This is a genomic window from Vibrio sp. 2096, assembly GCF_033339595.1.
Taxonomy (GTDB): Bacteria; Pseudomonadota; Gammaproteobacteria; order Enterobacterales; family Vibrionaceae; genus Vibrio; species Vibrio alginolyticus.
Map to the genome: position 1 here is coordinate 1 of NZ_JAWOUX010000031.1, position 6,587 is coordinate 6,587.

Here is a 6,587-nt window from a genome sequence, read left to right on the forward strand (position 1 = left end):
TATGCGTTGGTTTAAGTGATTAAGGTGGTATGCGGCGGCTTCGGTATTGCGTTGCTCACCCCTTAACAGGGCGTTATGTGTTTTTAGGATAAAAATGGAAATTTTCGAAATTAAACTAGGAAACTCAATCGGTCCAGTTAAACTCGGTATGACAGAAACTGAAGTGAACAATGTTATCGGAGCTCCTGATTGCATCTATGGACATCGCCATCATTTTTTAGACGGTCTCATGGTAGATTTTGATAATGAAGGAAGAGTTGAGTTCATTGAAGCCGCTGCTTCTGAGTTGTTTTCAACGACATTGCTTGGCTTTGACGTGCATAGGACATTAGCGACTAATGTGCTCGAACGAATTCAGCTAGAAGGTAACTATGATGATTCTGATCCAGAGTTAGGCTATAGCTACGTATTTAAAGAGCTTCAGTTATCCTTCTGGCGTCCAACTCTTCCAGACTTAGAAGAAGGTGAAGGGTTGTACTTTCAATCGGTCGCAATTGCTTCCGAGGGTTACTTTGAGTAAACACATAACAAATTGTTCAAGAGGGATTCGCAACGCGTGGCATTTTTACTATGCGTTGGTTTTAGTGTTTAAGGCGGTATGCGGCGGCTTTGGTATTGCGTTGCTCACCCCTTAACAAGGCGTTAGTCGCCAGAAAAAGCTAGCAATCAAAATCATGTTTCTAGGCTCAAAATTTGGCTGCTGATCGTCCGGTTCACAGGTTCATCGTCGATGGTCAAAACTCATTTTCAACTGTTTTAAGTCCAAAGTTTTGCAAGTGTCCTCGCGGTTGTTTTGTTCTTTGGTGGTGATAGAGCGGGGTAATCGAAAATCTGCTTTTGGTTGCAACTCCGCTCGGTGAGTTTGTTGGTACAAAAGCCGATTTACTCGCTGAAATAACGTTTTCTTTGATGTTGTAAATTCCACGTGGTTTCAGTGATTTCGTTGAAAGTCCGCACTGTGGGATTAGTTTTCCAAAAGCGTTTTTTGGTGTTGTCAGTCCGTTTTCTACGGCGTTGTTTGTTCCAAGTGGTTTCATTGAGTAGCCGCTTTGAGGCTACGCCTGATTTAACTGCATCAAAGCACATAAAGTTTGTTGTTTGCAAAGTTTGGTTCGGCTTAAAATTGTCGATCGGTGCCTCGCGACTAACAAACTGCTCAAGAGGGATTCGCAACGCGTGGCATTTTTACTATGCGTTGATTTTTGTGATTAAGGTGGTTTGCGGCGGCTTTCGTATTGCGTTGCTCACCCCTTAGCAGGGCGTTATGCGCCAGAAGGAGTACAGATGAAATTTGAGTTTTTCTCTGATACGGAGAACTTTGCATTCAAGGTTGACGAGCCAACACGGTGCTCAGTTTGTTTTAAAGTAGGCATATGGTACGACGCTGGAATGTACCCAGGGCAAACTGACATCGAGTGTATTTGTGACTCTTGTTTGTCTTCTGGCGCTTTGATAGAACTAGATATTGAACCTAACGATTGCGCTGAGAGTGATACAGAAGACTCAAAGACTATCACCTATAAAACGCCATCCTTACCTTGTTGGCAAGACCATGAGTGGCCATTAATTAGTGGCCAGTATCCAGTTTTTGAACGAATAGCTTCAAAAGAGGACTTCACAGATAAACAAGAGTTCATTGAAACTCATATTCCGGAAAATATCGATGTAGACTTTGATTGGTTATGGGCAACGTTACCGAATGAAAGGCTTAAGAATTACACAGAGGCAGGTAATGTATCAGTATATTTGTTTAGTCTTGGTAAACGGAAATATTGGTTTTTCGATTGTAACTAGCACATAACAAAGCATTTAAGAGTGATTCGCAACGCTTGGCAGTTTCGCTTCGCTCAAGTATAGCCAAGCGCTGCTCACACCTTAATGCGGCGTTAGGCAAATAGGAGTAGATATGGATATCGCAGTACTAACATTTGACGGATTTAATGAACTTGATTCATTTATAGCAGCGGGAATTTTAAACCGAATGAAAGACGCAGGTTGGAACGTGCAAATAACGAGTCCATCTCAGTACGTCACTTCAATGAACGGAGTTACAATTCAATCTCAACAGCCTCTAGAGTTTGCGAATCAAGCCAACGTTGTATTGTTTGGTAGCGGTGTACTAACGCGCGATATTGCTCAAGATAGAGATATACTTTCAAGGTTAAAGCTAAACCCTGAAACTCAGTTAATTGGTGGGCAATGTTCAGGTACTTTGCTCATGTCCGTGCTTGGCTTACTGCATCAAATACCAGTTTGTACCGATTTAACAACGAGACCTTGGGTTGTCGAATCAGGAGTGACCGTTCTAGAGCAGCCATTTTATGCTAATGGTAATCTTGCAACAGCAGGTGGTTGTTTATCATCAAAGTACTTAGCTGCGTGGGTTATTAGTAAGTTGTCGAGTAGGGCGGATGCTGAATCGGCAATTCATTATGTCGCGCCAGTCGGTGAAAAAGAGAACACGGTTCAGCACTGCATGTCAGTAGTCGGTGCATATCTTTAAAATTTGCCTAACAAATTGTTCAAGGGTGATTCGGCACGCGTGGCATTTTTACTATGCGGTAGGTTTAGTGATTAAGGTGGTATGCAGAGGCTTCAGTATTGCGTGCCTCACACCTTAACAAGGCGTTAGCCATACAAGGAATAACTATGAAAATTGAGCTAGATTCGAGCCCGAAAATTAGCGACATTGAGGAAATCCGCTCACATCTTAGAAAATACAATGATGAGCACCTTGAAGGCGTAGTTGAGCAACCAGTAGCAATCTATGTTTACAACGATGAAGAAGACAAAATAGCAGGTATTACCGCAGAAATTTGGGGTAATTGGCTCCATGTTAAGTTGTTGTGGGTCGCAGAGTCGTTGCGTGGAAGCAACATTGGAACACATCTACTCAAGCAACTTGAAGAACATGCCGCGTCACAAGGTTGCCAATATGCACAGGTCGAGACATTCAGCTTTCAAGCTCGTCCATTTTGTGAAAAGAATGGCTATTCGTGCCAAATGACGTTAGAAAACTACCCAGTATCTACAGCTGTACATTACTTGGTCAAAAAATTGCGGCGAGAGTATGGCTAACAAAGCGTTCAAGACGGATTCACAACGCTTGGCATTTTCGGTTTGCTTTGAATTTAGTGTCTACGGCACAATGATTTAGGTTTGGTGGTTGTCGTTGTTCACCACTTAACGCGGCGTTAGGTGATAGGTACATTGGAGTATTTAAGTTGGATGATCCAAAAATATATACAGCTATAGTTGGTGTGATTGCTGCGTGGGTAACAGCAGCATTTGCTTTCTTCAATATGCTTAATACAAAGCATGCTAAGACATCCGAGTTTAGGCAGCAATGGATTGATAAGTTACGGGATGAGACTGCGGAACTACTCAGTACAAGTATGCTTGTCAGCCATTTGAATAAAGAAAGAGCTGAATTGATACAAAATGGTTCAGAAAAAAATAAAGCAGAAATCAAAATCAAAGAAAAAGAAATTTTGGACAGCTTTCAAAAAATAATGCGATTGAGAGTTACAATTTCGCTAAGAATTAATAAAAATGATAAAAATGCGAGTTTACGTAACTTAAACAACGAGTTTTTATCATGGCTAAATAACGTTTCGTGTATGGCAGATAGCCAAGATTTTGAAAGTTGCAAAAAATGTGCAATATCAGCACAAAAAATCGCTTCCCAAATCCTTAAAAAGGAATGGGAGCGAGTTAAGACTGGTGAGTTGGCATTCAAGTTAACAGTATTCTTATGTGTGCCATTTTTGATTGTAGGACTAACTGGTATTGTCTATTTGGTTACAAAAATCACCTAACAAACTGTTTAAGAGCGATTCGCAACGCGTGGCATTTTTACTATGCGGTGGTTTTAGTGTTTAAGGTGGTATGCGGCAGCTTCGGTATTGCGTCGCTCACACCTTAACAGAGCGTTATAAAACAAGAGGGCAAACATGGAAAAATCTGAATATGGTAAGTGGATTCATACTGCTTTTACTGGCGCAAGTTTTGCCTACTTTCTAGCAGTCATTGATAAGGTTGACCTGATTGTTTCAAACTACTCGTTAGCCTTTTCTACGTTGTCATTTGCCTTAGCATTAGCTTTAAACGCTATTTTTGCAATGGTTTACTATGGTTTCGACGGAGAACTAGATGTTACTGAAAAACTCTCTAAATATTGGTTGCTACGACGTTTCAACAGTTTGTCCCAGTGGTCGTTTATCTTTGCTGTGATTGGGTTGGTATATTTTGTCATTGAGCCAGTGGTGAGAATTGTTTTATAACAAACTGTTCAAGAGTGATTCGCAACGCGTGGCATTTTTACTATGCGTTGATTTTAGTGATTAAGGCGGTTTGCAGCGGCTTCGGTATTGCGTTGCTCACACCTTAACAGGGCGTTAGGCGACATGAGATCAACGATAGAGTAGTGATAGTATCTTGGCGTGAATCTAGCTTCAGTTAATAGAAAAGGAGTGGATTAATGAATGGTAAAGCATTTGATAATTGGCAAAAATCTCGAAAGAAAGGATGTTTAAATTGGCTTTTCAGAACAACTTTCGTCACAGCCATTTTGTACATAATTTTTAATGTTATTTTCCTTTATCCATCTTCTGATGCTGCAAGCATTACGATTTTCTTATCGGATAATGCTCTTAATTACTCCATTTACACGATCGGGATGTTTTTCGCATTTTGGGCTATTTGGTTATACAACGAATCTTCGTATGAGAAAGAAGTTAAACGTAGAAATGTCGCCTAACAAACTGTTCAAGAGGGATTCGCAACGCGTGGCATTTTCACTATGCGTTGGTTTTAGTGTTTAAGGTGGTATGCGGTGGCTTTGGTATTGCGTTGCTCACCCCTTAACAGGGCGTTAGTTTACCAATCAATATCATCACCCTAAATTCAAATCTAGGGTGAAAGCTTGATTATAAATGGTTCTGAGGAAGCTGTGATTGACCGAGTATAGCTACAACTAAAATGAAACCATCTTCTTTTGTAAAGTAAGCGGTATGCTTGCCTACAGGGAAATAGAATCCGCTTGGGTATATTTCATCACAACTACGACCAACAGCTGGATTATCAGCAAGCATTTGAAAACCAGTTAGTAACGTATCTTTATAGCTTCGCCACTGCATCTCGGAGAAATTGTTCACTGTATAGCTTTTAATTTTCCGTAAATGAGTCTGAGCTAATTTACTCAGTTTGTATTTGTTCTTTTGCATATCGGGTTATAAAGCGTTTAAAAAGTCTTCACCATCAACCACATCACCTTGTGCTAAGTCTTGTTTTGCGGACTCGAAGCAATGTCTAAGGTAATCGGCTTTCATTGCTTCTAGTTCTTCATAGTCCTTGATAGACATTACAACTACGGCATCTTTACTGTTCTTGCTAATCTTCACAGGCTCACGTTGGGCGCTTAGGAGTAGCTCACCAAAATTACGTTTGGCATCATTTGCTGTTAATGTATGCATGATCAATCTCCAAATCTGGAATTACAGTAAGATTATAGTTGGTCGTATGAAATGGTCAATCTAATTAAATCGTGCGATTTGTGTGAAAGATAAACTAACAAGCAATTTAAGAGGGATTCACAACGCTCGGCATTTTTGGTTCTACTTCAAATTTAGTGTTTATGGCACAATGCTTTAGGTTTGGTTGTAGGCGTTGTTCACCCCTTAATTGGGCGTTAGCATACTTGTGTGTATTCTCGTAATGACTGTGCTAGGATCCGCATCTTTAAATTTTCCTTAAGTAAGAGTATGAATAAATTACTAAAATTAAAACCTTTCGCTAGTTGGATTGTGTTAATTCTAACAAGTTTGATTTTCTTCTGTATTGGGTACAGTTATCTTCTACCTATTCTAGAGTCAGATGGTTACCACGTACTCAGTACAACCATAAACGAAAACCCTGCCTTAAATTTAATCGTTGATGTAAACGCTACAGTTATAGAGAAGATCACTCTTGCTGGCTCTCTAATTGTTTTCTGTTGGGCAGGTCTTTTGTGCTTATATGCTACTAAAGCGTTTAGTATTGAAGATATTAATAAAATCGGGCAGCTCTTAGAGTATTTCAAAGGTAGTTTTGTCTTCCTTACTTTGTCATTTAGTTCATTCATGTTAGGGGCTGTTGTAAAGTCGCTCTGTGTATCTGGATACTGGGACATTTGGGCGGTGTCGTTGGCTATTAATCTTGCCTTGGTGGTTTTGTCGTTTGGGCTTAAAAAATGGAAGATTTTTAGGTTTAAACTTAAGCCTAACGGACTCCTTTCAAATCACCCTAAACTCATAGCAGGGGTAGTATTTTTGATTGCATTTGCAATGTTTTTTGGTTCTTCAATCTATCCTGAAATTTCTCTATTTATAGATCTATATAAATTGTTAGTAGCGTAAGCTAACAATCTGTTTAAGAGTGATTCGCAACGCTTGGCATTTTTGCTATGCGTTGCGTTTTGTGTTTAAGGTAGTCTGCGGTGGCAGCGGTATTGCGTTGCTCACACCTTAACAGGGCGTTATGTACTTTAAGGAAAATTGTAACCAACTCTAAAGGATTGAGAGTGATAGATCATTTTGAAATTAAGGTAG

The 6,587-nt window shown here is 40.0% G+C and carries 11 protein-coding genes; 8 read left to right on the forward strand and 3 right to left on the reverse strand.

Going from position 1 to position 6,587, the window contains the following annotated elements:
* The first annotated feature begins 94 nt into the window (after positions 1-94).
* Complete coding sequence (locus R7Q41_RS23390) at positions 95-520, forward strand: hypothetical protein (protein ID WP_318144676.1); 426 nt, start codon at positions 95-97, stop codon at positions 518-520.
* 214 nt (positions 521-734) lie between these two features.
* On the opposite strand, the gene R7Q41_RS23395 is transcribed toward R7Q41_RS23390, so the two are convergent.
* Positions 735-1,037, reverse strand: a complete 303-nt coding sequence (locus tag R7Q41_RS23395) for a hypothetical protein (protein ID WP_318144677.1) — start codon at positions 1,035-1,037, stop codon at positions 735-737.
* 247 nt (positions 1,038-1,284) lie between these two features.
* Between R7Q41_RS23395 and R7Q41_RS23400 the strand changes: the two genes are divergently transcribed.
* From R7Q41_RS23400 to R7Q41_RS23425, 6 genes are all read left to right on the forward strand, one after another.
* The gene (locus R7Q41_RS23400) at positions 1,285-1,794 is read left to right on the forward strand and encodes a CbrC family protein (RefSeq protein WP_318144678.1); all 510 of its coding nucleotides are present in this window, start codon (positions 1,285-1,287) and stop codon (positions 1,792-1,794) included.
* A 112-nt stretch (positions 1,795-1,906) separates the two neighbouring features.
* Positions 1,907-2,503 carry a DJ-1/PfpI family protein gene (locus R7Q41_RS23405; protein WP_318144679.1) on the forward strand — a complete coding sequence of 199 codons (597 nt, stop codon included), beginning with the start codon at positions 1,907-1,909 and terminating at the stop codon, positions 2,501-2,503.
* Positions 2,504-2,649: 146 nt separating this feature from the next.
* On the forward strand, positions 2,650-3,078 hold the full coding sequence (locus tag R7Q41_RS23410) for a GNAT family N-acetyltransferase (RefSeq protein ID WP_318144680.1): 429 nt from the start codon (positions 2,650-2,652) through the stop codon (positions 3,076-3,078).
* A gap of 146 nt (positions 3,079-3,224) precedes the next feature.
* On the forward strand, positions 3,225-3,818 hold the full coding sequence (locus R7Q41_RS23415; RefSeq protein ID WP_213987838.1) for a hypothetical protein: 594 nt from the start codon (positions 3,225-3,227) through the stop codon (positions 3,816-3,818).
* Positions 3,819-3,953: 135 nt separating this feature from the next.
* The gene (locus R7Q41_RS23420) at positions 3,954-4,283 is read left to right on the forward strand and encodes an MFS transporter permease (protein WP_225455515.1); all 330 of its coding nucleotides are present in this window, start codon (positions 3,954-3,956) and stop codon (positions 4,281-4,283) included.
* A gap of 197 nt (positions 4,284-4,480) precedes the next feature.
* Complete coding sequence (locus R7Q41_RS23425) at positions 4,481-4,759, forward strand: hypothetical protein (protein ID WP_033007115.1); 279 nt, start codon at positions 4,481-4,483, stop codon at positions 4,757-4,759.
* Positions 4,760-4,928: 169 nt separating this feature from the next.
* Here the strand turns inward: R7Q41_RS23425 and R7Q41_RS23430 are convergent, their stop codons facing one another.
* Both R7Q41_RS23430 and R7Q41_RS23435 read right to left on the reverse strand, forming a co-directional pair.
* On the reverse strand, positions 4,929-5,225 hold the full coding sequence (locus R7Q41_RS23430; protein WP_206960181.1) for a type II toxin-antitoxin system RelE/ParE family toxin: 297 nt from the start codon (positions 5,223-5,225) through the stop codon (positions 4,929-4,931).
* Positions 5,226-5,231: 6 nt separating this feature from the next.
* Positions 5,232-5,474, reverse strand: a complete 243-nt coding sequence (locus R7Q41_RS23435) for a type II toxin-antitoxin system Phd/YefM family antitoxin (RefSeq protein WP_000557294.1) — start codon at positions 5,472-5,474, stop codon at positions 5,232-5,234.
* A gap of 288 nt (positions 5,475-5,762) precedes the next feature.
* Here R7Q41_RS23435 and R7Q41_RS23440 point away from each other — a divergent pair, with 288 nt between their 5' ends.
* On the forward strand, positions 5,763-6,395 hold the full coding sequence (locus R7Q41_RS23440; RefSeq protein ID WP_158156607.1) for a hypothetical protein: 633 nt from the start codon (positions 5,763-5,765) through the stop codon (positions 6,393-6,395).
* The last annotated feature ends 192 nt before the right edge of the window (positions 6,396-6,587 follow it).

Excerpts from the sequence above, each read along its gene's own strand:
- R7Q41_RS23390 (WP_318144676.1), top strand. The coding sequence starts at position 95 with ATGGAAATTTTCGAAATTAAACTAGGAAACTCAATCGGTCCAGTTAAA.
- R7Q41_RS23395 (WP_318144677.1), bottom strand. The coding sequence starts at position 1,037 with ATGAAACCACTTGGAACAAACAACGCCGTAGAAAACGGACTGACAACA.
- R7Q41_RS23400 (WP_318144678.1), top strand. The coding sequence starts at position 1,285 with ATGAAATTTGAGTTTTTCTCTGATACGGAGAACTTTGCATTCAAGGTT.
- R7Q41_RS23405 (WP_318144679.1), top strand. The coding sequence starts at position 1,907 with ATGGATATCGCAGTACTAACATTTGACGGATTTAATGAACTTGATTCA.
- R7Q41_RS23410 (WP_318144680.1), top strand. The coding sequence starts at position 2,650 with ATGAAAATTGAGCTAGATTCGAGCCCGAAAATTAGCGACATTGAGGAA.
- R7Q41_RS23420 (WP_225455515.1), top strand. The coding sequence starts at position 3,954 with ATGGAAAAATCTGAATATGGTAAGTGGATTCATACTGCTTTTACTGGC.
- R7Q41_RS23425 (WP_033007115.1), top strand. The coding sequence starts at position 4,481 with ATGAATGGTAAAGCATTTGATAATTGGCAAAAATCTCGAAAGAAAGGA.
- R7Q41_RS23430 (WP_206960181.1), bottom strand. The coding sequence starts at position 5,225 with ATGCAAAAGAACAAATACAAACTGAGTAAATTAGCTCAGACTCATTTA.
- R7Q41_RS23435 (WP_000557294.1), bottom strand. The coding sequence starts at position 5,474 with ATGCATACATTAACAGCAAATGATGCCAAACGTAATTTTGGTGAGCTA.
- R7Q41_RS23440 (WP_158156607.1), top strand. The coding sequence starts at position 5,763 with ATGAATAAATTACTAAAATTAAAACCTTTCGCTAGTTGGATTGTGTTA.